The following is a 451-nucleotide window of genomic DNA, read 5'->3' as shown; positions in this document are numbered from 1 at the left end:
CGCGGCGCACTCGAGGTTCATCGCGGTCGCGGTGCAGTCGCTCGCGGCGCGTGCGGTCCTGGCCGGGGGGATCGCGTGGGCCCTGCTCACCGACCAGGGCCTGCCCGGCCTGCTCCTCGCGTCGTTCGCCGACGCCGGCGTCGCCGTCCTCCTGGGCGTCGTCCTGTGCCGGCAGCACCTGCTGCGCGAGGCCCGCCGCCCCACCGACCGCGCGCAGACCCGTGAGCTGTGGGCGTACTCGTGGCGGAACCAGCTGTCCGCGCTGGGTTTCGTGGCGCAGCGCGAGCTCGACGTGGTGATCGCGGGCGTGATGCTGTCGACCGCCGCGCTCGCGAGCGTCTCCGCGGCCGCACCGCTCGTCGCGGCCGCGTGCCTCGCCCCCACCGTGCTGCTCACGCCGGTCTTCACCTCGCTGAGCGTGCAGGCCGGCCGGGACCCCGCCGGCCTGGCC

At 76.7% G+C, this 451-nt stretch carries 1 protein-coding gene; it reads left to right on the top strand.

The features are described from left to right. Window positions 1-451 (top strand): hypothetical protein (locus tag G3I71_RS47480; protein WP_164325159.1); only part of this gene is annotated, 451 nt, incomplete at both ends.

Origin of the sequence: Streptomyces sp. SID12501 (genome assembly GCF_010550245.1) — a bacterium.
Taxonomy (GTDB): Bacteria; Actinomycetota; Actinomycetes; order Streptomycetales; family Streptomycetaceae; genus Streptomyces.
Note: the sequence above shows the minus strand (reverse complement) of the source record. Positions and strands in the feature narration are given on the sequence as shown.